Source organism: Paraburkholderia phymatum (assembly GCF_040965635.1).
Taxonomy (GTDB): domain Bacteria; phylum Pseudomonadota; class Gammaproteobacteria; order Burkholderiales; family Burkholderiaceae; genus Paraburkholderia; species Paraburkholderia phymatum_B.
Genome location: NZ_JBFRCH010000002.1, coordinates 555,017 through 577,623, shown reverse-complemented (window position 1 = coordinate 577,623; position 22,607 = coordinate 555,017). Strand labels below are relative to the sequence as shown.

Here is a 22,607-nt window from a genome sequence, read left to right as displayed (position 1 = left end):
TCGACGAGCGAATACGGATATGACAGTAAAAATCCCGCGATATGTGTCGCGGGATTTGTTATTTGGGCGCAGTGTCTTGCGACGCGTGACGCGGCTTCAACTGACCGAATGCTCCTTCTGCGCCGCCGCCTTCGAAGCCATACCCGCGCCTGCGGCCCCAGGTGCATTCTGCTGTGCTTCGGCCACGCGTGACGCCATCGCTATAGCCTCCGCCTGAGGCTGCAGCAACGCCGTCAAGGCATCCACCATACTCGCGATCCCGAAGCGCGCATCGAACGTTCTGCGCGCCTGCTCGCGCATCTTCGCCTTGTCGGAAGCGTCGAGCGAATGCCAGTTCAGCAGGTTGCGCTGCGTGCCGCTGATGGTATCGCTCGATACCAATCCCGCACGATCGCTTTCCACCTCGCGCCATACGCCGACCTTGTCGGACAGCAGTACAGGCAGGCCGCACGCCAGCGCCTCGGCAACGGCGACGCCGAAGTTCTCCTGATGCGACGGCAACGCGAACACATCGCTTGCATAGAACGCGCCCCACTTCATATCGCCTTGCAGCATGCCGGGCCACGTGACGCGCTCCTCGATGCTGCACGCGCGCGCCAGCGCCTGCAATGGACGCTGCCAGCCCGTCGCATCGGGACCGGCGATCACGAGATGCGCGTCCGGGTCGCGCTGCGCATGATCGGCGAATGCGTGGATCAGCAGGTCGCAACCCTTCTTCTCGTGAATGCGTCCGAGAAACAGCACGATGCGCTTGCCGCGCAAATGCGGGTACGCGCTCAGGAATAATTCGCGCAACGCTCGCGCATGCGGCGGCGGTGCGTTGGTGCCGAACGGCACGACGCGCTCGTTCGCGCGATACAGCCAGAACGACTGGCGCGCGAGCAGCCGCTCTTCCTCCGTCGTGAAGATCACGGCGGCCGCGTCGCGCAGCACGCGATATTCGGCCCACGGCCAGTACGCCCATTTCTTCAGATGCTTGAGCGGATAGGTGTGCTTGAACCAGGGGTCCAGCATGCCGTGCGTGTACACGTAATAAGGCACGTTTGACCCGCGCAGCGCGCGCCACGCGCCGAAGCCGTGGTATTGCCACAGTCCATGCACGATCACTGCGTCGAAGCGCTGCGCTTCGCGGCCCAGCCACGGCACATAGCCGGGCGTGAAGCCGTAGTAATTGCGGCCGGGCCCCAGCGCATGGACGGGCAGCGGGAACTCGCGCACGTAGGGCGCATCGGTGGCATCGAGCGATGCCACTTCGATCTCGTGACCCAGCGACGCCATCGCGACGCCGCTCTGTCGGACACCTTCAGTCGGTCCGCCTGCACGCGGATCGACTGTCGAAAGCAGATGAAGGATTTTCATTGGCAAGTCATGCGGCGTAGTGCGAAAAGGTAATGGCGTTACGCGATCGAACCGGGTGTCGGGCGAGGGCATTCTCATGCGGATGCCGGCATGCGACGTTGACGCATGCCGCCCGCGCGGCTTGCATCGAAGGGCTCGGTGTCGCTCGTGTCCTGAAGCGCGTCGTGCTGCGCAGCGGATGCAAACGGCGCGGGCCGCGTCGGCTGTCCCGTTGGCCCGGACGTCGGACGTCTTGCGCCCGCCGGCGTCCTCGATGCTTGCGGCGGCACGACGGGCTCGACGCGCGTGCGCGCTTTCGCGTCCAGCTCACGACGCAGCCGGCAATAGGTGGCGACCGTCAGGCCGAGCGCGATGCCGAATACGAGGCCGGAGAAACGCGGGCCGAGCGGATTGCCGCCGATCGACGTCGCGGGCAGCGCGGCCAGTTGCAGGATCGCGCGGCCGAACACGGGCAGAAGCGGCGCGCCGGGTGAGCGCGCGCGCCATCGCCGGTAGGCGAGCGAGCAATGCCAGAGCACGAAGACCACCGCGACGGGCAGCGCGATGCCGAACAGAATCCCCCCCGCGAACAGCTGATAGATCCAGAAGTTGTGGCCCGCCGCCCACTCGTGGATCGCGTAGAAATCCTTCTTGGTGATCTGTCCCGCGAGGTCGGGCAGATACTGCGGCGAATAGCGATAGTAGTGGCCGTAGCCTTCGCCGAGCAGCAGCGTCTGCGTCGACGACGTGACCTGGTCGAACTGGTCCTTGATTTCGGCGAGACGCGTGATCGTCGTCGGGTCCTTGCCGGTTTCGGTGTAGGCGCCGGCGTCGAAGCGCTGCGTCCAGTGCTTGCTGACGGACGGAAAGCTCCATACGGCGGCAGCGGCCATCGAGCCGATCACGACGCTCACGATGAACACGCGCACGGCCGAGTTCAGCAGATGGCGCGCAGATGGCGCGCTCATCCACGCGGCCAGCAGGAACAGCATCACCGTGCCCACCAGCAGGCTGCGCGTGACACTCAACAACTCGATGAGCACGGTGGCGAGAAAGGTCGCCAGCATGAACGGTGAAAAGCGCCGCGCGAGCACGAACTCGTGCAGCAGCACGCCCTGCAATCCGAGCAGCGTCACGGAGACGATGCGATAGCGCACGTCGGCAATCGCGCCGAGTCCGCCGCTCGTCGCGATGCCGAAGACCAGCGTGAAGATCAGCGCGATCAGATTGGCCCAGAACAGTGCCTTTTCCATCTGCCCGATGCGGTCTTCGTGCCATGGATGGCAAGCCATCTCATAGCCGAGCAGAAACAGCAGGAAGGGCAGTATGACGCGCATATAGTTGCCGAAATCGTTGCCCTGCACCAATTGCGAAACGAGGCTGCACGGCACGCTCAACACGAGGCAGAACGTGACGAAGCTGCGCAACGGGGATGCCTGCTTGAAGCGCGGCGCGATGAACATCAGCGCGACGGCGGCCGCGAGGACGGGGAGAACGAGCACAACCTGGGCGGCGTGGCCCGAATCTGCATCGGGAGCCTTGTAGTCGAGCGCAAGCGGAAAGATGCACATCCAGATCCACAACGTAGCGTACTTGTTGCGCATCGACGATTCTCCCTCTCCCGGTGGGGTGTGCGGTGCGTTCATCGTGGCAGGGCGACGCGCGCCACTGTTCAGTCTGAATATAAATGGCTGGCTTCCGCTCAAGTCCGCGCGAGGCGTATTTCGCCTGGGTTCTGGCGGGGTCGACCGATGCGCCCTGCAGCCTTTCGTCAGACGGTTTCGCACGTCTAATGATGCTGTCCGAGAACGACGGCAACTTGGCGCACGAGTGCACGCGGTAGCAAGCAACATGACTGGAATACGGTGCCAGAAATACCCGTCGATTGTGGCCATTCATGGGCCGGAACAAGGCGGGCGTATCTCCGCATGGCGGTTCGTGAACAACGACCAACGACGTCGAAGGGGAACAGCATGAAGCTATTCGGCAGCGCCGAATCGATGGTGCGGGGCAGGTCCGTCGAACTCGACTTCGTGCGCGGTATCGCGATCCTCGCCGTGATGGGCTTTCACTTCCACACCGTCAACACGGGCAGCACGCTGATCTCGATCATCGAGTATCCGCTGAGGAATTTCGGCCGCGAAGGCGTGAACCTCTTCTTCACGCTGAGCGGGTTCCTCGTCGGCGGACTGTTGCTGCGGCAATACGCGGAGACGGGACATGTCGACGCGCGCCGCTTCATCGTGCGCCGGATGTTCAAGATCTGGCCCGCGTATTACGTGCTGATCCTCTTTCATTCAATCGTCGGACGACACCCGCTGGACTCGTTCCTGTGGCAGAACCTGACCCATCTGCAAAATTACTTCGGCACGTCGATTACGCAGACGTGGAGCCTCGCCGTCGAGGAGCACTTCTATCTTTTCCTGCCCGCCGTGCTGCTGCTGTTCGCGCGCTGGCAGATGCGCGCCCGCTCGATCATCGGCGTGCTCGGCGGCATCTGCGTGATCGTGCTGATCGCGCGTTGCATCGAGGTGGCGAGAGGCGGCATGGACCCCGCGTTTTTCTATACGCAGTACCGGATCGATAGCCTGCTCTACGGCGTGATCCTCGCGGCGATCTACTGGATGAGGCCGGACGTGTATCAGCGTCTTGCGAAAAAGACGCGCCTGCTGCTCGCTGTCGTCGGCGTGCTCGTCGCGTGGCTCGCGTTTGCGACGAAGCATATTCCGCTCGACGAGAGCATCGGCTACACGATTCAGGCGCTCGGTTTTTGCGCGTTCATCGTGCTGATGCTCGAGCACTCGGCCAAGGTGCGCACGTCGTTCGCGTATCGCGCGATCGCGTGGCTCGGCGTCTACTCATACGGTATCTATCTGTGGCACTCGCTCGCGCTCGCCCCCGGCGACATGGTGATCCACAAGGCGACGGCGCTCGGCATGCCGCCCATCGTCGTGTGGGCGCTCGCGCTGACCGCGCAGGCCGCCGTCGCCATCGTCGCGGGCTACGCGATGACGCGCGCCGTCGAGTATCCGTTCCTGCGGTTGCGTAATGCGCTGTTTCCGGCCAAGCGGAATGCGTCGGTGCGCGAAGAAATGCCTGTTGGCGGCCAACTGTCCTGATGCGCTGATGCCCGCGCAGCGATAACTGCCCGTGAGGCATGCACGTGGAAGACTTCCTGCGAGCGCGCCGCGTGAAGTCGGCGCGAATCTCACCGTTGGTCGAAAGAAGCGGGGCTCAGGCACGCGTCGCTACAGCCTCGCTGATTGACTGACGCAACGTTTCCTTGAATTGCCCGAGCGTGTTGCGCGCGAGCAGATGATCGAGAGGCCGTTGATGCGGTTCCCCGCTACGCCACTTCGCGGCGACGTCGTCGAGCGCGCGTTTGATCGATTGCGCAGACAGATCGTCGAGACACGGCCCGAGCTGCCCGCCGCGGCAGAACCAGCCGATCAGCCCCTCGCTCGTCGCGACGACGGGCTTGTCGAAGCGGTACGCCTGCACCAGCACGCCGCTCATCCCGTAGTGGCCCTTGTAGCCGAGCCACACGACGTCGCACGCGGAGAACAGGTCGCGTTCCGTCTCGTTCGAAATGAAGCGGTCGAGGATCACGGGCGCCGGCTTGAGAATCGGAATGAATGCGCGCATGAAGCCGCGAATGTCCGGGTCCTGTTCACCCGCGAGCAGCAAGGTCGGTGCGTCCGTCATGCCCGCGAGCGCTTCCGCGAGCTCGCAGATGCCCTTGCGCTCGCTGATCGAGCCGTAGACGAGCAGATAGTGGCCGTCGGGATCGAGCCCAAGGCGCTCGCGCGCGACGAGCGGGTCTTCGGCTTTCGCATCGGGAAACGGATCGGCGACGTACTCGACCTTCGCGCCATGTTTCGGCTTCGCGCGGCCGACCCACTGTGGCAGCGTCGGATCGATCGACAGCAGCGTGCGCAGCCCTTTCGTATGCACGGCGCGACGAAACAGCAGCGACTTCAGCATGTTGACGAGCGGCCGCCCCGGCGTGCGCACGCCGACCTTGCGATGGTGGAATGTCGCGCGCATCGTGATGGCGATCCACGGCGCCCTGCCGAACGGCGTGCCGAGCAGCGGCAGCGCATGAAAGAAGTAGTCGACGTAGGGCACGACGACGAGCCGCACGCGCTCGACACGTTTGACGGAATCGTATGCGAGCTTGAAATAGGCATGAAAGCGCGCGTAGCTGACGCGCCTCAGGCCGCGGCTCTGACGCTGGCTTTCCGGATCGACGAACGCGATCTGCAGGTCCTCGCGGTCTGCGGCCATGATCTCGCGCGCGAGCCGGTGATCCTCGTTCGAGTTCTCCGTCACGACGAGGCACGGATAGCCCGCTTCGAGACAGGTCTGCGCGATCCATTCGACGTAGCGCCAGCGATGCCCCGTGAAATTCGGCTCGATGATGACGACGTAGCCGAGCCTGGCGGCATCGGCGATGGGAGCGTCGACGGGCACGAGGTGAGTTGCGCGTTCCATGGTGATCCTGACGAGCAGTATTGGGTCCACCTTAGCATCCTGCTTTCGGCGCGAACCGACAATTTCGCCATATCTTTGGCGAGAACGGACAGCCCGCGCTGCGCGTTGCCGATTCTGACTGACTGATGGCGTCCGCATGCGGGCATGGCGAGTTACCTTGAAGAACGACGTGTTTGCGCCAGCGGGCCGCGTCTTCTCTGCGCGTGAACGTGCGACATGACGCATCGCTTCGACATCGTGCTTTCTCGTGACGATGCACTGAATTGACGGAACAAGGAGAAGGCGATTGCGGACGATGAGGCTATCGGCGTTTCCGTTCAGGGCGGGCCTGGGTTCGAGCGCAGCGACGTGGGTATTGCTGCAGCAGGTATTGATGCGCGGGCTCGTGGCGATCAAGTTCCTCGCGATCGGCCGAATTCTCGGGCCGGAGGCGATCGGCAGCGTGAGCGTCGCGCTGCTGGCCGTCGCGATTGCGGAGGCGCTGTCCGATACGGGCCTGTCGCAGGCCGTGATACAGGGGCAGGCCGCGCCGACGCGCGATGAGCTGGGCGCCGTCTGGACCACGCTTGCGTCGCGCGGCGTGCTGATCGGCGCGGCGCTCGTTGCACTTGCGCCGCTCATGAACAGCCAGTTCCATCTGGGCGGCGCGCTGCTGCTGTTGCAGCTTGCCGCGCTGCTGCCGCTGCTGCGCGGCGTCGCATCGCCGGCGTATTACGTCGTGCAGCGCGACCGGCGCTTCCAGCACGTCGCGCTGGTCGAGATATCGGCCGCGTTCGTCGATTGCTGCTTCGGGCTGGCGCTCGCGCTGGCGGGCGCGGGCGCGTATTCGGTGCTGCTCGGCATGATCGTCGGCGAATCGCTGAAAACGTCGCTGACGTGGATCACGATGAATCCGCGGCCGCCCATTCGTCTGCGCTGGTCGGGCATCGGTCACTACATCGGATTCAGTCGCTGGATCTGGGCGGGCAGTGTCGTCAATCTCATGCTGAACCAGTTTGACAAGGTAGTGGTCGGCAAACTGTTGGGGCCGGCGCAACTGGGCGCGTATCAGATGTCGTCGCGGCTCGCACAGATGCTGCTGGCCGATGCCGCGATTGCGATGTCGCAGTACCTGTTTCCTACCTTCGCGGCGCGACATCGCGCCGATCCCAAGGTCGCGGCGCGGCTTTTCAGGCGCTATATTGGTTTGATCGCAGTGGGGCTCGTCGTCGTCGTGATCGTGTTAAGGCTCGCGGCGCACCTGCTCTTTTCGCTGATTCTCGGACCGGCGTGGCTGCCCGCCGTGCCGCTCTTCAAGATCTTTGTGATCAACATGGCGATCGGCGCGCTGATCGCAGTGCTGGTCTCGTATCTGCGCGCGGTCGGCGACGCGAAGGCGACCACGCAGGCGTCGGTGATCCAGGTCATCGTGCTGCTCGCCTGCGTGCCACCCGCGACGCACTACTGGGGCGTCGTTGGCATTGCGTGGGCCATGACGCTCGGACTGAGTTGCGCGGCGATGTGGATGGCGTATCGGACGGCAAGGGTGCTTTGATGCGGATTCTTCATCTCGTGCTTGAGCCGCGCCTGTCGGGCGCGGAGGTGCTCGCGAAGGATCTCGCGATCCATCAGCAGCGCGAGGGAAGCGTGGTCGGCGTGACCTCGCTGTTGCCCGAGCATGCGGATTTCGCGCCGCTCACGCGCGAGCTCGAGAGCCACGGCGTCGAGTGCGTGTTTCCTTGCAGGCGTTCGACACTGCCGGGCAAGCTCGTCTTTCTGGCGCGCATGCTGCGGCATTTCAGGCCCGATGTGATGTTCGCTCACGCGACGATTCCCGCTTTCTACGCACGCGCGCTGCCGACCAAAGTGCCCGTGATCTACGTGATGCATTCGGCCGTCAACGATTTTGAGCGGGCGCTCTTTCGCTACGTCGAACGGATATTGTCGTCGCGGGCGAGAGCGGTGATCGGCGTATCGCCGGCGAATCTGCATGACTATACGAACAGTGTTCGCGCGCATCCGTTGTTGACGCTGATCCCGAACGGCGTCGACACGACGCGCTTCGCATTCGACGATCGCCCGCGCGACGGCGATGCGCCGTTGCAGATCGTGCAGATCGGGCGATACACGTCGGTGAAGAACCAGTTGCAGACGGTGCACGCGTTTCACGAGGTCGCGGCGCAGGTGGAGGATGTGCGGCTGCAGTTGTATGGCGTCGTCGAGGACCCGGCTTATCTGGCCGCGGTTCAGGATCTGGTGAAGAAGCTCGCGCTCGAAGAGCGGGTGAACGTGGAGGGGCCGCATCCGGATGTGTGCGGCGTGCTTCGGGCGTCGAACGTGTTCGCCATGCCGTCGCGTTCCGAGGGCCATAGCATCGCGTTTCTGGAGGCGCTGGCTTCGGGGATTCCCGTCGTCGCCAGCACGATCATGCCGTTTCAGTTCGCGAAGACGCTGCCGTGCGTGCAACTGGTCGATACCGATGATACGGCCGCTTATGCCGCCGCGCTGCTCGGCGCGCTCGCGCAGCCTCGGGTGCAGCGGACGCTTGTCGGGCTGACGTTGCAGGATACAGCCGAGCGATATCTCGATGTCGCGAGGAAGGTGGCGGCGCGGGTTTAGATCGTCGATTGCACTTGTTTCGCCGCGGTGCGCAGTTTGATTGGCAGAACATAGCATTCGAGCCTAGCGCTCGTCTGAGTTGCAACTGGTGCTGCAAAAGCAAACGGCCTGCTTATAAGCAGGCCGTTTGTGTACCACCATATTCCTTGGTAGGCCGTACTGGATTCGAACCAGTGACCAACGGATTAAAAGTCCGCTGCTCTACCAGCTGAGCTAACGACCCAAAAGAGAAGCGAAATTATATCGGCGAGGGCGTGGACTGTCAACAATACGCCGAGCGGATTAGCCGACGGCGGGCAGCCCGAGAAGGCAAAGCCCGAAAAAGGCAAAGCCGAAAAACGAAAAGCCGAAAAACGAAAAGCCGAAAAACGAAAAGCCGAAAAACGAAAAGCCGAAAAACGAAAAGCCGAAAAAACGAAAAGCCGAAAAACGAAAAGCCCGAAACCGCCTGGCCCCGGGCTTTCCAGCGAGAGGCACGCGTATCGGTTATCGAACCTCGACACTGCGTGTTTTACTGCGTCTACGTCCTGCAACCCGACGCCCGGCACAAACCGGACGCCGCAAAATCACTTGATCTGCGAAAGCTTGCTTTGCGCAGACTGCGCGACATCAGAGCCGCCGTATTGCGCGACGATCTGCTCGAGTGTTTTTCTTGCGGCGGCTTTCTGTCCTTGTTCGAGCTGATTGTTCGCGATTGCCAGCAAGGCTTCAGGCGCGCGCGGATGCTGCGGATATCTTTGCACGACGCCTTGCCAGACGGCCGTCGAGCCCTTGTAGTCGCGCAGCGCGTACAGCGCGTTGCCGAGCCAGTACTGCGCCGTCGGCTGATACGGGCTTTGCGGGTACTTCGCGATAAAGCTGCGGAACGATGTCGCCGCGTTCTTGAAGTCCCCGTTGCGGAACTGCTGCGAAGCCGCGTTGAACGCCTCCGTTTCACCGGGCTGCACGGTGCCCTGGACGCCATCGACCGTCTGTTGCTGCGGCTCGAACTTCTTCAGACGACCGTCGAGGTCGGTGTAGTAGTCCTTCTGCTGCTTCTGCAACGTGGCGAGCTGGTTGGCGAGGTCCTCATTCTGTCCACGCAGCGTCGCGACCTGCTGGTTCAGCTGGTCGAGGCGGCTGGATTGATCGAGGATCGTGCGTTGAGCCGCCGACAGTTGGCTCGACAGACTATCAGTCTTGCTGCGCAGATCGAGGATCGCCTGGCGAGCCTGATCGTCGTCGAACATGCCTGCGTGAGCGGGCAGGGCCATCACGGCCGTCCCTGCGACGCAAGCGGCTGCGGCCATGCGCAGCCAGGGGAAACGGTGCGTCATACGGCTTGCCACCTATTACTGTTGATAGACGAGGTCGGCGCGGCGGTTCTGTGCCCACGACGCTTCGTCATGAGCCGTTGCCACCGGCTTTTCCTTGCCGAGGCTCACGGCTTCCATTTCCGATTCCGCAACGCCCTGCAGCGACAGCGCGCGGCGGACCGCTTCAGCACGCTTCTGGCCGAGCGCCAGGTTGTACTCGCTCGTGCCGCGCTCGTCCGTGTTGCCCTGGATCAGAACGTGACGCTGCGGATGGCTCTTCAGGTACTGTCCGTGTTGCTGCAGCAGCGGCTGGTAGTCGTCCTTGACCGAGTAGCTGTCGAAATCGAAATAGATGCTGCGCTTCGCGAGCGGGCTGTTCGGATCGTTCAACGGATCGACGTTCACCGTGGCGACATCGTTCGGATTGGGCTGCGCGCCTGCGCCACCCTTGTTAGCGTTCTCGTCGAGCTTGACGCCCGAATGACAGGCAGCCAGCGCGCCGACCATGGTCACGGCAAACGCAATTCGAAGTTTGGACATCATGCTTCACTCTCCTTGTGTGTTATTGCATAAACGGGCCCCAGGAAGGCTCGCGTACGCTGCCCCCCTGAACGGACAGGACCTGCCGCGTACGACCGTCGGTCGAAACTGCGGCCAACACGCCACGGCCGTTCACCTGAGTGGCGTAAAGAATGTACTGACCATTCGCCGCGAAGCTCGGCGATTCGTCGTGTGTCGTATCGGTGAGCGCCGTCGCGACGCCCGACTGCAGATCCTGGATGTACAGCTTGAAGCCCCCACCCGTGCGCGAGATGTATGCGAGTTGCTTACCGTCCGCGCTCACGCGTGGACTCGTATTGTAGTTCCCGCTGAATGTCACGCGTTGCGCGCCGCCAGAGCCTTCGCCGCTGGCCGGCATCTTGTAGATTTGCGGCTGGCCGCCGCGGTCGCTGGTGAAATAGATCCACTGGCCATCGGGAGAGTACGACGGCTCAGTATCGATCGAGGTGCCTTGTGTGAGACGGCGCAGGCCGCTGCCGTCTGCGTTGACGGCGAAAATTTGCGTATTGCCGGTGCGCGACAGGGCGACGGCGAGCGTGCGGCCGTCAGGCGACCATGCCGGTGCACTGTTGTTGCCCTTCTGATCGGATACGACGACGCGGCGGCCCGTCGGCAGATCGTGGATGTAGACGATCGGCTTCTTCTTTTCGAACGACACGTAGGCGACCTTCGTGCCGTCCGGCGACCACGCGGGCGAAATGATCGGCTCGGGGCTGGAAAGGGCGATGTGCGCGTCCTGACCGTCCGAATCCGAAATCTGCAGCTGGTAACGGCCGCCCGTCTTGATCACATACGACAGGCGCGTCGCGAACACGCCACGGCCGCCCATCAGCTTTGCATAGATATAGTCCGCGACCTTGTGCGCGCTCATGCGCAGGCCGCTTTCCGGACTGGTCAACTCGAGGCCGCCCAGGTTTTGCTGCTTGACGGTGTCGTACAGCTTGAAGCGGACCTGATACTGTCCGTTCGGCAGACGCGTGACGCTGCCTGCAACGAACGCGTCCGCGCCCTTGGCTTTCCACGCGCCCAGATCGACCGAATCGCTTTCCGAAACGGGCGCGCCGCCGGCGTCGATGTTGGTGAATTTGCCGCTGCGCTGAAGGTCCTGGCGGACGATCGCGCTGATCTGCTGAGGAGAATTTGCCTCGTTGGCAAAATTTGCCGTGGCAATCGGGAACTGGGTGGACCCTACGCCCGTCACGAGGACGTTGAGTTGTGCATGGGCGGCACCGCCGGCGGCGATCAGGCACGACGCTACGAGCGCTCGCAGGCCTAGCTTGGTCATCAAACTCATTCTGTATAAATTCCCCAAAATCGAATTTCTAACATTCCAGGATTACAAACAGACCGCCGTACGCAGAAATCGTTCCCGGTCGCCCACGCGTAAGGCGGGCGGACCGTTCAACGCGGTTCAGCGCGTTCAGGCGGCCGGACGCAGTGTGATCGTAAAGCTCGGAGGCGTCTTGCCGTTGACGTCTTGCGGCATCGGGTCCGATCGCTGGACGGCGCGCAACGCGGCGTCGTCCCACGCCGTGTTGCCGCTGCTGCGCGTGACAGTAGCGCTCAGCAACGTGCCCGTCGGCGCGCAGCGGACGGCAACCACGGTTTCGAGCCCCGCCGTATCGCCCGACCAGACGATGTTCGGACGCACGCGGCGCTGTACCTTCTCCGCATAGCCAGGCGACGTGGCGTTGCCGCCCGCGCCGCTGCCCGTACCGCCCTTCGCGAGACCGTTGCCCGTCGAGCCTTCGCCGCCTGCCATGCCCTGCATCGCGGCGAGACGCTCCCGGCGCTCCGCGTCGAGCTTCTTCGCGGCTTCGGCTTGCGCCTGCGCCTTGGCTTTCGCGGCTTTCGCCGCCTCAGCCTTGGCCTGTGCTTCGGCCTGAGCCTGCTTCGCTTGCTGTTCCTTCTGCTGCTCCTCTTGCTGCTTCTTCAACTGCTCCTGCTTCTGCTGGGCCAGTTGCTGCTGCTTCAGCCTTTCGGCTTGCTGCTGCTGAAGCTGCTGCTGCTTGAGCTTCGCGGCCGCGGCGGCGGCCGCCTGGTCGGCGGCCAGCTGCTGCTGGCGCTTCGCTTCCGCTTCCTGCTGGGCCTGCAATTTCTGTTGACGCTGTTGCTCGGCGAGTTCCGCCTGACGCTGCGCTTCCTGCTGTTTACGCTTCTTTTCCTGCAGCGCGATGTCAGCCTCTTCGTCGTTGACCTGCGGCGCGGGTTTCACGGGCGCGGGCGGCGGCGGAGCGGGGCGCGGCGCCGGCGTATCCGGCACCTGCGTCCACAGTTCGGCTTCCGCGCCCGCGGGCGTGCTGTTCTGCCAGTGGATGCCGTGATACAGGAAGAACCCGAGAAGCACGTGCATCAGCGCGGCGAGCGCGAACGCGCGCCCCGTGCCGCGCTCGCGCGGCGGCTGCAGCGGATAGACGTTTTTCGGTCGGCGGATCATTGCGATTTGACGAGCAACCCAACGCGCTTGACGCCGCGAGCCTTCAGGTCGGACATCACGTTCATCACGACTTCATACTTCACGGTTTTATCAGCGGCGATCACGACGGGCTGATCCGGATGCGACGCCTCACGGTCGGTGACGAAGCTGCGCAGGTCGGCCTGCGACATCGTCTCCTGCTGGGTCGTGCCCGCGTCGTCCTTGTACTTGACGCTCATGTTGCCGTCCGCGCGGATGTTGACGACAACGGGCGGCGTTTGCTGCTGGGGCGCGGCGCCGCCGACAGTCGGCAGGTTCACGATCGACGGCGCGACGAGCGGGGCCGTCACCATGAAGATCACGAGCAGCACGAGCATCACGTCGATGTACGGCACGACGTTGATGTCGGACATCGCGCGGCGCGAGCGGCTGCCGCGCATGCTGGAACGAACTGAACCGGCCATCGTGGACTCCTTAATGGGCCTGGCGTTGCAGGATGTTCGAGAACTCTTCGATGAAGGTTTCGAAGCGGATCGCGAGGCGATCGATGTCGTGCGCGTAGCGGTTGTACGCGACGACGGCGGGGATGGCGGCAAAAAGACCGATGGCCGTTGCAGTCAGCGCTTCGGCGATGCCTGGCGCGACGTTCGCGAGCGTCGCTTGCTGGACGTTCGCGAGACCGCGGAATGCGTTCATGATGCCCCACACCGTGCCGAAGAGACCGATATACGGGCTGACGGAACCGACGGATGCAAGGAACGCGAGGTTGGCTTCGAGCACGTCCATTTCGCGCTGGAATGCGGCACGCATGGCGCGGCGCGCGCCGTCGAGAATCGCGCCCGGATCGTTGATCCGCTTTTCCTTGCCTTTCAGAAACTCACGCATGCCCGATTCGAAGATACGTTCGAGCGCCCCGATCGTGTGACGGTTGTTCGCGGCGCTCTGGTACAGCGCCTGCAGGTCGCCGCCTGACCAGAAATCGCGTTCGAAACGTTCAGTCTGCGCCCGCGCGCGGCGAATCGCAAACCACTTGCGGAAGATGAAAGTCCACGACATCAGCGACAGCAGCAGCAGCAGCCCCATCACCGCCTGCGCCAGCAGGCTCGCATTGAGAACAAGAGAAATGATCGAAAGATCTTGAGTAGTGTTCATAGAGTTTCGCTGTAACGTCCCGGGAGGGGCATCCGGCTGAAAGGCGGTTCGAAGCGGTCGGTTGGCGTTCAGTCGGCAAACCGGAAGCTTCGGCGGACCCTTCGCCGAACCATGCTTGGTCTTGTTGTGACCGTTACGAATTCACTGTCGAGGTAACAACGACACTTAATTGCCTGCCGTTGACACGCTCGCGCCGTTTGAGTCCGACCCGCGCCGCAACGCAGTGAGAACAGGCGGAGGAATGGCGGCCGGTTTCATCGCCGTCGAGTCGACGCAGCCCACGCGGATCGTGCCCGTTGCCAGCAGCGTTTCGTCGCGCCAGGCTTCCTGAGCGAAATCCACGGACGCGCGGCCGATCCGCTCGATCCGGCTCACGATGCGAAGCACGTCGTCGAGCCGCGCGGGCGCGCGATAGTCGAGCGCGGTGCTGCGCACGACGAACAGCGCGCCCGTTTCCTCGGTCAGCTTGCGTTGATCGACTCCGCAGGCCCGCAGCCATTCGGTGCGGGCGCGCTCGAAAAACTTCAGGTAGTTCGCGTAAAACACGATGCCGCCGGCGTCGGTGTCTTCGTAATACACGCGAATCGGCCAGATAAAGCCGGTTTCCGCGTCAGACTGACTGTCAGACATATTCATAGCCGCGCATTTTACCGGAACGCAAAAGCGCGCCGCATTTTTGGGCACATTTGTTGCGCGCGCGCCGCGCGCTCTTTTTGCGGCCGCCGATATCTCGTTGCGGCGATGCTCAACCCCGGTGGATGTTCAGGCCGGCGAACGACTGCGCGACGGGCATCAGCTCGATCGTATTGATGTTGACGTGCGCGGGGCGCGTCGCGATCCAGTAGATCGAATCGGCGATGTCTTCGGGCGTGAGCGGCTGGACGTTCTGATAGACGTTCGCCGCCTTCTCGTCGTCGCCGCGAAAACGCACGTTCGAAAATTCGGTGCCGCCGCACAGGCCCGGTTCGATGTCGGTCACGCGAATCGGCGTGCCGTGCAGGTCGGCGCGCAGGTTCAGGCTGAACTGGCGCACGAACGCCTTGGTTGCGCCGTACACGTTGCCGCCCGGATAAGGCCACGTGGCCGCCACCGACCCGAGGTTGAAAACATGCCCGCGATTCCGCTCGATCATGCCGGGCAGGAACGCGCGCGTGACCTGCACGAGGCCCATGCAGTTGGTCTCGATCATCGTCGCCCAGTCGTCGAGCAGCGCGCGCTGGGCCGGTTCGAGGCCGAGTGCGAGGCCGGCGTTGTTGACGAGCACATCGACGGCGGCGAAGTCGGCGGGGAGGGCGCCGGGAGCCGCCTCGACGGCCGCACGGTCACGCACGTCGAGTTCGAACGGCAGCAGGTTATCGCCGAGTTCGTCCGCGAGCGCCTGTAGACGGTCCTTGCGGCGCGCGGTGGCGACGACGCGGTGGCCGCCTTTGACAAAAGCCCGGGCGATAGCGGCGCCGAATCCAGCGGACGCCCCGGTAACGAACACGATCATTGCTGTTCCCTGGTCGGTGGAGAAAGGCCACAAGCCTACTTCCAATGGCGAGCTGCGGCAAGAATGACCCCGCCGCGCGAAGAAGGCACGTCCGCGCGGCAGGCCGGGCGGCGCTGCGGGGCTTCTGGCGGCGGGCGCGGCGCGCTTGCCTGCTCGGTTGCCTATTCCCCCTGGTTCCAATAAACTAACGCGCTCACCCCTGCGTGACTGGCGATAGAACCCGACGTTGTCAAGCCTGACGGGTTCAAGGTGGAGCATCCCACCGTGAAGCGCAGGGTGCCGTTTTGCCGTTCGCCTGGGCAGCCATGTTTCGAGCGCGCCGTCGTTTGCGCTGCCAGTGGTTGTCCTGCCTCGCGTGTGCGGCACCTCCTTCACGCGCCACGTCAAGGCTCCCACCATCAGCAGCGGCCAGCAGTGCTGCGTACCCACTACGCTCCCGGCACACGACCTGCGCACGATCCGGTCAACCTGAACACACTTAACGGAACCAGCATGTTTGACAGAGCCCAAAGCACCATCGTCAACGTCGACCCCGAAATCTGGAAGGCAATCCAGGACGAGAATCGCCGTCAGGAAGAGCATATCGAACTGATCGCGTCGGAAAACTACACGAGCCCGGCCGTGATGGCCGCGCAAGGCTCGCAGCTCACGAACAAGTACGCGGAAGGCTATCCGGGCAAGCGCTATTACGGCGGTTGCGAGTACGTCGACGTCGTCGAGCAGCTGGCGATCGACCGCGTGAAGGAGTTGTTCGGCGCGGAAGCCGCGAACGTCCAGCCGAATTCGGGTTCGCAGGCGAACCAGGGCGTGTTTTTCGCGATGCTCAAGCCGGGCGACACCATCATGGGCATGAGCCTCGCGCACGGCGGCCACCTGACGCACGGCTCGCCCGTCAACATGTCGGGCAAGTGGTTCAACGTGGTCAGCTACGGCCTGAACGAAGCGGAAGACATCGACTACGACGCAGCTGAAAAGCTCGCCCAGGAGCACAAGCCGAAGCTCATCATCGCGGGCGCATCGGCGTTCGCGCTGCGCATCGATTTCGAGCGCCTGTCGAAGATCGCGAAGTCGGTCGGCGCGTATCTGATGGTCGACATGGCGCACTACGCCGGCCTGATCGCCGCAGGCGTGTACCCGAACCCGGTGCCGTTCGCCGACTTCGTCACGACGACCACGCACAAGAGCCTGCGCGGTCCGCGCGGCGGCGTGATCCTGATGAAGGCCGAGTACGAGAAGCAGATCAATTCGGCGATCTTCCCGGGCATCCAGGGCGGACCGCTCATGCACGTGATCGCGGGCAAGGCGGTCGCATTCAAGGAAGCGCTGTCGCCGGAATTCAAGGAATACCAGCAGCGCGTCGTGGAGAACGCGAGGGTGCTCGCCGAAACGCTCGTCAAGCGCGGTCTGCGCATCGTGTCGGGCCGCACGGAAAGCCACGTGATGCTGGTCGACCTGCGCGCGAAGAAGATCACGGGCAAGGCTGCGGAAGCGGCACTGGGCGCGGCGCACATCACCGTGAACAAGAACGCGATCCCGAACGACCCGGAAAAGCCGTTCGTCACGAGCGGCATCCGTCTCGGTTCGCCGGCAATGACGACGCGCGGCTTCGGCACGAAGGAAGCCGAGCAGGTCGGCAACCTGATCGCCGACGTGCTGGACAACCCGGAAGACACGGCCACGATCGAACGCGTGCGCGCGCAGGTCGCCGAGCTGACGCAACGTTTCCCGGTCTACCGTTAAGCTGCCATGCGCTGCCCCTTCTGCCGGCATGACGATACGCAGGTCGTCGACTCGCGCGTATCGGAGGATGGCGCCGCGATCCGGCGCCGTCGCCGCTGCCCGGCCTGCGACAAGCGTTTCACGACATACGAGCGGGTCGAGCTGGCGTTGCCCGCTGTCGTGAAGAAGGACGGCAGCCGCACGGAGTTCGATCGCCGCAAGATCGTCGCGAGCATGCAACTGGCGCTGCGCAAGCGTCCCGTTGCAGCCGACGCGGTCGATGCCGCCGCGTCGCGCATCGAGTATCAGCTGCTTGGCAGCGGTGAGCGCGAGGTGCGCAGCGAGCGTCTGGGCGAGCTCGTGATGAACGAGTTGCGCGCGCTCGACACCATTGCGTACGTGCGCTTTGCATCTGTCTACCGGCGCTTCGAAGACGTTTCCGAATTTGAAGACGTCATCGAAGAGTTTCGCCGGATGAACGCGCCGGCCGTTCCTGCAAAGCCTTCCCGCAAGCGCTGATTGTTCGCGCATCCGCATTTTTTCTTCCTGAAGTCCATCCGCGAATCCATCTGATGCACGTGCATTGTCGTGCAGGGATTCGCGCGTCCGCCACATGGCCATTTGGCTGATTGTGGGCGTTACCGCACGCCGTAAGAGTCATCGCGTTCCTGGCAAAAATAGAGGATTGCTGATGAAACGTGTTGCTCATACATGGCATGTCTGTCGCGGGTTCGCCCTGTTCGAGACGCTTGTCGTAATCGCGTTGCTCGCGATCGTCACGACGATGAGCGTGCCTTCGTTCGTGGCCTGGCACATGCGCGACCAGGTCGATGCGCGTGCCCGCGTGCTGCAGTCCACGCTCAGTTTCGCACGCGGCGAAGCACGAGGCGCGGCGTGCGCGTGACAGTGTGCCGGGGCGATTCGGTGCGTCATTGCCTTGCCGTCGGACAGGCGTGCAAGACAGGCTCCGTCGATTGGTCATGCGGATGGGCCGTGATGATCGACCGCGCCCGGGCGGCTTCTATCCGTTGCGCGTGCAACCCGACCTCGCAGATGTCAGCATCGCGGGTCGCGCTCACCAACCTCACCTTTACCAGGAAGCGCGGAAAGCCCCTTCGTTCACGTTCGTTCACGTGGGGGATGTAGAGCGCGTCGACTGCAGGTCGGCCTTGACTTTGGTGCATTGTCATTAAATTGGCTCTATCCCAAAAATCAAGCCTGATCCGACAACCACGACCCGCATGCTCAGAGTCCGACTTAAGGACCGGCACGCGTCGGAGTTGCTGGACAGGGCGTTCTGGGTCAATCAGGTCTGGAATTATTGGAATGAGCTCTTGCACAAGGTGTGGGAGCGCGAACGGCGCTTTATCGGCAACTACGAGATAGATCGGTACACGAGCGGCGCGTCAAAGGCTGGTGTCAGGCGGCGACGCTCGCCGTCTTCGCAGTACCGTCCTGTCGCGCGCATATCGCAAAGTCGCACAGGATGGACGCTGCGTCAGCGCTGTATCGTGCGGCGCAGTTCGCAGAGTCGTCCGCGTACGTGGATGGAGCGCCGTTGCCCAATGGTTTCAACCAGGCGCCGCAGGCGGGGAAGGCGATCTATCGCTTGCGTATTCTGTCCGCCGACGATTCGAACGGCGGCTATACGCTCGAAGCGCAATCGGTCGGGAACGGACCGATGGCTGACGACGCGTACGGCACGTTCATTCTTGACGCGACGGGCACGAAGTCCAACCGCGGCTCAGCGGACGCAGTCCCGACGAATGCTTGAGCACGCGATAGATGATTGAACAATCGACACGAGCCGCGTCAGGGCGGGTTCATATCGGGGTCTTTCGCGCCGGCGGAGGTCACCGCGGGTTTCGCGGCTTCACGCCTGACCTGTCTGTAGATGCGATACGCTTCCCATGCCGCCAGCGCGAGGCTGCCCCACTTGAGCGCGGGCTTCGCGGTCGCCGTCACCCTGTTGCGGATCGGCTTCGCGAGCACCAGCGACACGATCGAACTGATCAGCGGGTATTCCTTGAGCAGCGCGCCGATCCCGCCAGCCACGCCGCGACGGCGTCCCCAAGGCATCGCGCCGAAACCGGGCACGATGAACTTGAGCCAGCTGAAATGCGTGACGGCATTGCGCAGATCGAGCGTCGCCCGCGCGAGTTCCATGCGTTCGACGTCCGCGCGCACGATCAGCAGTTCCTTGCGCAGCGCGCGCAGATGCGGCGCGCTCAGGTTTTTGCCGGAGTGGCCGTGGCTTCGAAATGCGTTATCGGAATGGACCTGGCTCATGATGGATCGCGGGTTGATCGAAGGGTTGATCAAAGGCGTTGTCGACGGACAGCCAAGAGCGACGCGCTGCCTTCAGTGTTTACGGAAGATCTCGCGGTCTTTCTGGAATTCGTGGAGCGTGGCTTCGAAGATCATCGGCGCATTGTGCAAGCCGCTGCGAGCCTTGAGCGCAAAAACGATCGCCGCGATCGCGTAGACGAGCGTGATGCCGGCGAGCGCCTGCCATCGGTAGGTGTCCCAGAAGGCGATCGCGATGAGCGCGGTCAGCGCGATCAACGCCATCATCGCGAGCATCATGGCGGCGAGCCCCATGAAGAGCACCATCAGCAACCGGTCTTTTTCCTCGGCCAGCTCGATGCCGATCAGTTCGAGCCGCGTTTGCAGGATCGAAAAGGACGAACTTAGGATGCGCCGCAATGGCCCGCGGTCCCCGCTGTGCGATTGTGTGTCGATCATGGCTTGAGCGTGTTGCGCGCGAGGATGCGCGTAGATGGAGCCGACCCGGCCGCTCGCGCGCCGGTCGGCAAGTCAGCAAAGGGCGCCGGCCGCCCGATCGTGCAGCCGGCGCGCATCGCGCGCGTTACTTGCGATTGATCAGCAGGCCCACCATCACGCCAACGCCGGCCGCGATGCCAATCGACGCCCATGGATGTTCATGGACATAGTCGTCGGTGGCGCGAGCGGCCTTCTTGCCTTTCTCGACAACCACGACCTGCACGTCGGCAGCCTTTTCCTTCGCCTGCTTGAGACGCGAGAGCGCCGTCTCGCGAAGTTCAGAAGCGCGTTCGCCCGTGGCGCTCGCGGCCTGCTTCAGCAGATCTTCCGCGTCTGCGAGTACGGTTTTGATATCCGACATCAATCTCTCCTTGTTGATTTCCGACATTGACTGCTCCCTTCGTGCACGCTACGCGTGAATCGTAACCAAAGAAGCGTTCGCTGGCGAGCCAGCGAACCGTGCGCCGTGGGTTACGCGCATCATCGCGCGCAGGGTCCCGAACGCGGTTGCATGAAGCGTTCCTGGCTGTTACTGACATTTCATCATGCCCGTTTCGAACCTTCCCGCTCATGTTGTTGCAAAGCAAGCCATCGGTTGGATGGAGTTGATCTGTCCCGTTAAGTTTCGTACATCCGCGAGAAAATTACAAAAACAGATAAGGGTCGCAGTCGATGTTCGTTCGCGGTGCATGTCCTCGTCCCGTATGCTCTAATTTGTAACCCTCGGCCGGACGGACCGAGCGGATCATTCGAACAACTTCAAGGAGCTGCACTATGAGTCTACGTCTTGGCGATGTCGCACCGGACTTCGAGCAGGAGTCGAGCATCGGCCGCATCAGATTCCACGAATGGCTGGGTGACAGCTGGGGCGTCCTGTTTTCGCACCCGGCGGACTTCACGCCCGTCTGCACGACGGAACTCGGGCTGACCGCGAAGCTTGCAAGCGAATTCGAGAAGCGCAACGTAAAGACGATCGCGTTGTCCGTCGACAGCAAGGAGTCGCACAACGAGTGGATCAAGGACATCAACGAGACACAGGCGGCGAGCGTCGGGTTCCCGATTCTCGCCGACGGCGACCGCAAGGTCTCCCAGCTGTACGACATGATTCATCCGAACGCGAACGAAACGCTGACGGTGCGCTCGCTCTTCATCATCGACCCGAAGAAGAAAGTGCGTCTGATCATCACGTACCCGGCCAGCACGGGCCGCAATTTCGACGAAGTGCTGCGCGTCATCGACTCGCTGCAACTGACGGACAACTATCAGGTCGCCACGCCGGGCAACTGGAAGCATGGCGACGATGTCGTGATCGTGCCGTCGCTCAAGGATGAGGAAGAAATCAGGCGCAAGTTCCCGAAGGGCTACAAGGCGCTGCGTCCTTATCTGCGCATGACGCCGCAGCCGAACAATTGACGTCTTCCCCGCCCTCAGGCTTCGCCTGCCGCTGTCGCGGAAAGGCGGGGATTCCTTCAGCAAGGGGGCCACGTCCGACCCCGGCACCAGATGGCGCCTCATTCACGACGGCTTGACCGGCCGACGCGGCAATCTTCGCTTCCATCCGTTCCAGACCGCGCCGCAGAACGACGCGGGCCGCGTTGGTGTCCCTGTCGTGCAAAGTACCGCACACGGTGCAGGTCCACTCCCGGATCGCAAGCCCTTCCGGACCGTTGGGTCCGCAACGTGATCCGCAACAGGAACAGATCTGAGTGGAGTAGCGCTCGTCGACTTCCTCGTACCATACGCCCGCGTCATCGCTCTTGTATTGCAGCATGGTCCGGAACGCGCTCCAGCCCGCATCCAGCACAGACTTGGCCATCCCTGTGCGTACGAGCCCTGAGGCGTTCACATTGCCGACGAAAATGGCGCCGTACTTGCGCACGAGCACCGTTGAAGCCTTGTGCAGGAAATCCCTCCTGCTGTTTTTGATCTTTGCATGCAGCGCGGCGACGCGCTTCTTTTGCCGCGCGCGCTGCGCTACGCCAAGCGCCGCCTCGTACCTGCGGTAGAAGCGTTGTGCCTCGAGCGGCTCACCGTCGCTGGTCTTTGCGAAATCCTTCAGGCCCAGATCGATGCCAATCGCGCTGCGTCCCTGCCGCGGCACCGCCTTCTTCACCTTCACCGTCACGTTCAGGTACCAGCGTCCGCGCGCATCTTCGCTGAAGCAACCGGCTCCGAGTTCATAGCCGGGCAGACCATAGCTGTCCCAGAGCGATAGAGGCCTGTCGAAGCCGGACATGAAAAGCTGTCCGTTGCAGTAGCGAATCGCTGACGCCTTGAACGGCACCCACCCGAGACTGCGTCGCGAACCGGACGATACCCGCCAGCGCAGCTTAACCTTGCGGGCCTGAACCCGCCGCGTCACATACTCCGCGCTGACCGCCTGTATGGTCTGGGAGTGCAGCTTGACGCCAGCCTTTGACGCGCCGCTGGTGTACCGGTCTATCTCATAGCTGCTGATAAAGCGCCGTTCGCGTTCCCACACCTTGCATGACAGCTCATTTGAATAATTCCAGACCTGATTGACCCAGAACGCCTTGTCCAGCATCTCCGGCGCATGCCGGTCCTTCAGGCGGACTCTGAGCACGCGTGTCGTGATTGCCGGATCGGGCTTGATTTTTCGCATCGGCCCAATTTAATGAGAACGCGACCAAAGTCAAGTCGACCTGCGGTCGACGCGCTCTACATCCCTCGCCTGGAGGGGCTTTCCGCGCTTTCGGGTCGGCAGCGAGCGGTTCGCCATCCGGCAAAAACAAAAGCC

Annotated in this window: 23 protein-coding genes, 1 tRNA gene and 1 riboswitch; of the genes, 8 read left to right on the top strand and 16 right to left on the bottom strand. The window is 63.0% G+C overall.

Annotated elements, in window-relative coordinates:
- Window positions 1-96: 96 nt before the first annotated feature.
- Together AB4Y32_RS06020 and AB4Y32_RS06015 are read right to left on the bottom strand one after the other, a co-directional pair.
- Window positions 97-1,359: a glycosyltransferase gene (locus tag AB4Y32_RS06020; RefSeq protein ID WP_368720436.1), complete on the bottom strand. Its 1,263-nt coding sequence runs from the start codon at window positions 1,357-1,359 to the stop codon at window positions 97-99.
- 74 nt (window positions 1,360-1,433) lie between these two features.
- Window positions 1,434-2,942, bottom strand: a complete 1,509-nt coding sequence (locus AB4Y32_RS06015; protein WP_368720435.1) for a hypothetical protein — start codon at window positions 2,940-2,942, stop codon at window positions 1,434-1,436.
- 369 nt (window positions 2,943-3,311) lie between these two features.
- Between AB4Y32_RS06015 and AB4Y32_RS06010 the strand changes: the two genes are divergently transcribed.
- A complete protein-coding gene (locus tag AB4Y32_RS06010; protein WP_368720434.1) occupies window positions 3,312-4,457 on the top strand; it encodes an acyltransferase family protein in 1,146 nt (381 codons plus the stop codon).
- A gap of 115 nt (window positions 4,458-4,572) precedes the next feature.
- Here the strand turns inward: AB4Y32_RS06010 and AB4Y32_RS06005 are convergent, their stop codons facing one another.
- A complete protein-coding gene (locus AB4Y32_RS06005) occupies window positions 4,573-5,832 on the bottom strand; it encodes a glycosyltransferase (RefSeq protein WP_368720433.1) in 1,260 nt (419 codons plus the stop codon).
- 286 nt (window positions 5,833-6,118) lie between these two features.
- Between AB4Y32_RS06005 and AB4Y32_RS06000 the strand changes: the two genes are divergently transcribed.
- Both AB4Y32_RS06000 and AB4Y32_RS05995 read left to right on the top strand, forming a co-directional pair.
- Window positions 6,119-7,366, top strand: a complete 1,248-nt coding sequence (locus AB4Y32_RS06000) for an oligosaccharide flippase family protein (RefSeq protein ID WP_439899740.1) — start codon at window positions 6,119-6,121, stop codon at window positions 7,364-7,366.
- On the top strand, window positions 7,366-8,430 hold the full coding sequence (locus tag AB4Y32_RS05995; RefSeq protein WP_368720432.1) for a glycosyltransferase: 1,065 nt from the start codon (window positions 7,366-7,368) through the stop codon (window positions 8,428-8,430). Before AB4Y32_RS06000 ends, AB4Y32_RS05995 begins: the two co-directional genes overlap by 1 nt.
- Before the next feature lie 147 nt (window positions 8,431-8,577).
- On the opposite strand, the gene AB4Y32_RS05990 is transcribed toward AB4Y32_RS05995, so the two are convergent.
- From AB4Y32_RS05990 to ydfG, 9 genes are all read right to left on the bottom strand, one after another.
- Window positions 8,578-8,653: transfer RNA gene (locus AB4Y32_RS05990), tRNA-Lys, on the bottom strand.
- Window positions 8,654-8,996: 343 nt separating this feature from the next.
- Window positions 8,997-9,746, bottom strand: coding sequence for a tol-pal system protein YbgF (gene ybgF, locus AB4Y32_RS05985; RefSeq protein ID WP_368720431.1), 750 nt, complete (start codon window positions 9,744-9,746; stop codon window positions 8,997-8,999).
- Between the two features lie 15 nt (window positions 9,747-9,761).
- Window positions 9,762-10,268, bottom strand: a complete 507-nt coding sequence (gene pal / locus AB4Y32_RS05980) for a peptidoglycan-associated lipoprotein Pal (RefSeq protein ID WP_368720430.1) — start codon at window positions 10,266-10,268, stop codon at window positions 9,762-9,764.
- Between the two features lie 19 nt (window positions 10,269-10,287).
- Window positions 10,288-11,580, bottom strand: a complete 1,293-nt coding sequence (tolB, locus tag AB4Y32_RS05975) for a Tol-Pal system beta propeller repeat protein TolB (protein ID WP_368720429.1) — start codon at window positions 11,578-11,580, stop codon at window positions 10,288-10,290.
- 126 nt (window positions 11,581-11,706) lie between these two features.
- Window positions 11,707-12,723 (bottom strand): cell envelope integrity protein TolA, encoded by a 1,017-nt coding sequence (tolA, locus tag AB4Y32_RS05970; protein ID WP_368720428.1) that lies wholly within the window; start codon window positions 12,721-12,723, stop codon window positions 11,707-11,709.
- Window positions 12,720-13,166, bottom strand: a complete 447-nt coding sequence (tolR, locus tag AB4Y32_RS05965; protein WP_090870859.1) for a protein TolR — start codon at window positions 13,164-13,166, stop codon at window positions 12,720-12,722. The genes tolA and tolR overlap by 4 nt, the downstream gene beginning before the upstream one ends.
- Before the next feature lie 10 nt (window positions 13,167-13,176).
- Entirely contained in the window at window positions 13,177-13,854 is a 678-nt protein-coding gene (gene tolQ / locus AB4Y32_RS05960; RefSeq protein WP_087732635.1) for a protein TolQ, read from the bottom strand.
- A 165-nt stretch (window positions 13,855-14,019) separates the two neighbouring features.
- On the bottom strand, window positions 14,020-14,490 hold the full coding sequence (gene ybgC / locus AB4Y32_RS05955) for a tol-pal system-associated acyl-CoA thioesterase (protein WP_368720427.1): 471 nt from the start codon (window positions 14,488-14,490) through the stop codon (window positions 14,020-14,022).
- Between the two features lie 109 nt (window positions 14,491-14,599).
- The gene (ydfG, locus tag AB4Y32_RS05950) at window positions 14,600-15,346 is read right to left on the bottom strand and encodes a bifunctional NADP-dependent 3-hydroxy acid dehydrogenase/3-hydroxypropionate dehydrogenase YdfG (protein WP_368720426.1); all 747 of its coding nucleotides are present in this window, start codon (window positions 15,344-15,346) and stop codon (window positions 14,600-14,602) included.
- A gap of 193 nt (window positions 15,347-15,539) precedes the next feature.
- A riboswitch (ZMP/ZTP riboswitch) is annotated at window positions 15,540-15,654 on the top strand.
- A gap of 184 nt (window positions 15,655-15,838) precedes the next feature.
- On the opposite strand from ydfG, the gene glyA reads away from it, so the two are divergent.
- The 4 genes from glyA to AB4Y32_RS05930 all read left to right on the top strand — a co-directional run bounded on the left by glyA (window position 15,839) and on the right by AB4Y32_RS05930 (window position 18,839).
- Window positions 15,839-17,086: a serine hydroxymethyltransferase gene (gene glyA / locus AB4Y32_RS05945; protein WP_368720425.1), complete on the top strand. Its 1,248-nt coding sequence runs from the start codon at window positions 15,839-15,841 to the stop codon at window positions 17,084-17,086.
- Window positions 17,087-17,092: 6 nt separating this feature from the next.
- The gene (gene nrdR, locus AB4Y32_RS05940) at window positions 17,093-17,584 is read left to right on the top strand and encodes a transcriptional regulator NrdR (protein WP_368720424.1); all 492 of its coding nucleotides are present in this window, start codon (window positions 17,093-17,095) and stop codon (window positions 17,582-17,584) included.
- 172 nt (window positions 17,585-17,756) lie between these two features.
- Window positions 17,757-17,969: a Tfp pilus assembly protein FimT/FimU gene (locus AB4Y32_RS05935; protein ID WP_368720423.1), complete on the top strand. Its 213-nt coding sequence runs from the start codon at window positions 17,757-17,759 to the stop codon at window positions 17,967-17,969.
- Between the two features lie 582 nt (window positions 17,970-18,551).
- Entirely contained in the window at window positions 18,552-18,839 is a 288-nt protein-coding gene (locus AB4Y32_RS05930) for a type IV pilin protein (RefSeq protein ID WP_368720422.1), read from the top strand.
- A 38-nt stretch (window positions 18,840-18,877) separates the two neighbouring features.
- Here the strand turns inward: AB4Y32_RS05930 and AB4Y32_RS05925 are convergent, their stop codons facing one another.
- The 3 genes from AB4Y32_RS05925 to AB4Y32_RS05915 all read right to left on the bottom strand — a co-directional run bounded on the left by AB4Y32_RS05925 (window position 18,878) and on the right by AB4Y32_RS05915 (window position 20,237).
- A complete protein-coding gene (locus AB4Y32_RS05925; RefSeq protein WP_368720421.1) occupies window positions 18,878-19,354 on the bottom strand; it encodes a DUF3318 domain-containing protein in 477 nt (158 codons plus the stop codon).
- A gap of 72 nt (window positions 19,355-19,426) precedes the next feature.
- Complete coding sequence (locus AB4Y32_RS05920; RefSeq protein ID WP_368720420.1) at window positions 19,427-19,810, bottom strand: phage holin family protein; 384 nt, start codon at window positions 19,808-19,810, stop codon at window positions 19,427-19,429.
- 124 nt (window positions 19,811-19,934) lie between these two features.
- Window positions 19,935-20,237, bottom strand: a complete 303-nt coding sequence (locus AB4Y32_RS05915) for a YqjD family protein (RefSeq protein WP_368720419.1) — start codon at window positions 20,235-20,237, stop codon at window positions 19,935-19,937.
- A 386-nt stretch (window positions 20,238-20,623) separates the two neighbouring features.
- On the opposite strand from AB4Y32_RS05915, the gene AB4Y32_RS05910 reads away from it, so the two are divergent.
- Complete coding sequence (locus AB4Y32_RS05910) at window positions 20,624-21,262, top strand: peroxiredoxin (protein WP_368720418.1); 639 nt, start codon at window positions 20,624-20,626, stop codon at window positions 21,260-21,262.
- On the opposite strand, the gene AB4Y32_RS05905 is transcribed toward AB4Y32_RS05910, so the two are convergent.
- Window positions 21,189-22,472, bottom strand: a complete 1,284-nt coding sequence (locus tag AB4Y32_RS05905) for an RNA-guided endonuclease InsQ/TnpB family protein (protein WP_368720417.1) — start codon at window positions 22,470-22,472, stop codon at window positions 21,189-21,191. The genes AB4Y32_RS05910 and AB4Y32_RS05905 overlap by 74 nt on opposite strands.
- Between the last annotated feature and the right edge of the window lie 135 nt (window positions 22,473-22,607).

Excerpts from the sequence above, each read along its gene's own strand:
- AB4Y32_RS06020 (WP_368720436.1), bottom strand. The coding sequence starts at position 1,359 with ATGAAAATCCTTCATCTGCTTTCGACAGTCGATCCGCGTGCAGGCGGA.
- AB4Y32_RS06015 (WP_368720435.1), bottom strand. The coding sequence starts at position 2,942 with ATGCGCAACAAGTACGCTACGTTGTGGATCTGGATGTGCATCTTTCCG.
- AB4Y32_RS06010 (WP_368720434.1), top strand. The coding sequence starts at position 3,312 with ATGAAGCTATTCGGCAGCGCCGAATCGATGGTGCGGGGCAGGTCCGTC.
- AB4Y32_RS06005 (WP_368720433.1), bottom strand. The coding sequence starts at position 5,832 with ATGGAACGCGCAACTCACCTCGTGCCCGTCGACGCTCCCATCGCCGAT.
- AB4Y32_RS05995 (WP_368720432.1), top strand. The coding sequence starts at position 7,366 with ATGCGGATTCTTCATCTCGTGCTTGAGCCGCGCCTGTCGGGCGCGGAG.
- ybgF (WP_368720431.1), bottom strand. The coding sequence starts at position 9,746 with ATGACGCACCGTTTCCCCTGGCTGCGCATGGCCGCAGCCGCTTGCGTC.
- pal (WP_368720430.1), bottom strand. The coding sequence starts at position 10,268 with ATGATGTCCAAACTTCGAATTGCGTTTGCCGTGACCATGGTCGGCGCG.
- tolB (WP_368720429.1), bottom strand. The coding sequence starts at position 11,580 with ATGAGTTTGATGACCAAGCTAGGCCTGCGAGCGCTCGTAGCGTCGTGC.
- tolA (WP_368720428.1), bottom strand. The coding sequence starts at position 12,723 with ATGATCCGCCGACCGAAAAACGTCTATCCGCTGCAGCCGCCGCGCGAG.
- tolR (WP_090870859.1), bottom strand. The coding sequence starts at position 13,166 with ATGGCCGGTTCAGTTCGTTCCAGCATGCGCGGCAGCCGCTCGCGCCGC.
- tolQ (WP_087732635.1), bottom strand. The coding sequence starts at position 13,854 with ATGAACACTACTCAAGATCTTTCGATCATTTCTCTTGTTCTCAATGCG.
- ybgC (WP_368720427.1), bottom strand. The coding sequence starts at position 14,490 with ATGAATATGTCTGACAGTCAGTCTGACGCGGAAACCGGCTTTATCTGG.
- ydfG (WP_368720426.1), bottom strand. The coding sequence starts at position 15,346 with ATGATCGTGTTCGTTACCGGGGCGTCCGCTGGATTCGGCGCCGCTATC.
- glyA (WP_368720425.1), top strand. The coding sequence starts at position 15,839 with ATGTTTGACAGAGCCCAAAGCACCATCGTCAACGTCGACCCCGAAATC.
- nrdR (WP_368720424.1), top strand. The coding sequence starts at position 17,093 with ATGCGCTGCCCCTTCTGCCGGCATGACGATACGCAGGTCGTCGACTCG.
- AB4Y32_RS05935 (WP_368720423.1), top strand. The coding sequence starts at position 17,757 with ATGAAACGTGTTGCTCATACATGGCATGTCTGTCGCGGGTTCGCCCTG.
- AB4Y32_RS05930 (WP_368720422.1), top strand. The coding sequence starts at position 18,552 with ATGGACGCTGCGTCAGCGCTGTATCGTGCGGCGCAGTTCGCAGAGTCG.
- AB4Y32_RS05925 (WP_368720421.1), bottom strand. The coding sequence starts at position 19,354 with ATGAGCCAGGTCCATTCCGATAACGCATTTCGAAGCCACGGCCACTCC.
- AB4Y32_RS05920 (WP_368720420.1), bottom strand. The coding sequence starts at position 19,810 with ATGATCGACACACAATCGCACAGCGGGGACCGCGGGCCATTGCGGCGC.
- AB4Y32_RS05915 (WP_368720419.1), bottom strand. The coding sequence starts at position 20,237 with ATGTCGGAAATCAACAAGGAGAGATTGATGTCGGATATCAAAACCGTA.
- AB4Y32_RS05910 (WP_368720418.1), top strand. The coding sequence starts at position 20,624 with ATGAGTCTACGTCTTGGCGATGTCGCACCGGACTTCGAGCAGGAGTCG.
- AB4Y32_RS05905 (WP_368720417.1), bottom strand. The coding sequence starts at position 22,472 with ATGCGAAAAATCAAGCCCGATCCGGCAATCACGACACGCGTGCTCAGA.